This is a genomic window from Bradyrhizobium sp. WSM4872, assembly GCF_055811715.1.
Window position 1 is genome coordinate 1 of the sequence record NZ_JBVVPT010000086.1, and the last position, 333, is coordinate 333.

The 333-nt window shown below is 64.9% G+C and carries 1 protein-coding gene; it reads left to right on the forward strand.

What is annotated here, in order from left to right; all coding sequences use genetic code 11:
• Positions 1–324, forward strand: a 324-nt coding sequence (locus AC0L3C_RS36225; protein ID WP_473410413.1) for a cytochrome b, incomplete at its 5' end; no start/stop codon positions are given.
• Between the last annotated feature and the right edge of the window lie 9 nt (positions 325–333).

Here is a 333-nt window from a genome sequence, read left to right on the forward strand (position 1 = left end):
CCGGTTGCGCCGGAAACCTCGCTTGTGGCGTGGCAGCGCCTGAGCTCGGAGGTCGTGCACTGGATGCTCTACATTTCGGTGCTGGCGACGACCCTCACCGGCTGGCTGTTCGCATCTTACCGCGGTTGGTCGCTGAAGTTATTCTACCTCGTTCCGCTGCCGATGCTCGCGTCCGACAACGCGGCCGCCGGAAAGGCTATCGACGGGCTGCACCAGGCGGCGGAGTGGTCCTTGCTTGCGCTGATAGGGATCCACCTGGCTGCCGCGCTGGCGCACATCTTCGTTTACCGCGACCGCGTGATGCAACGGATGCTCCCCGGGTGAGATGGAGCG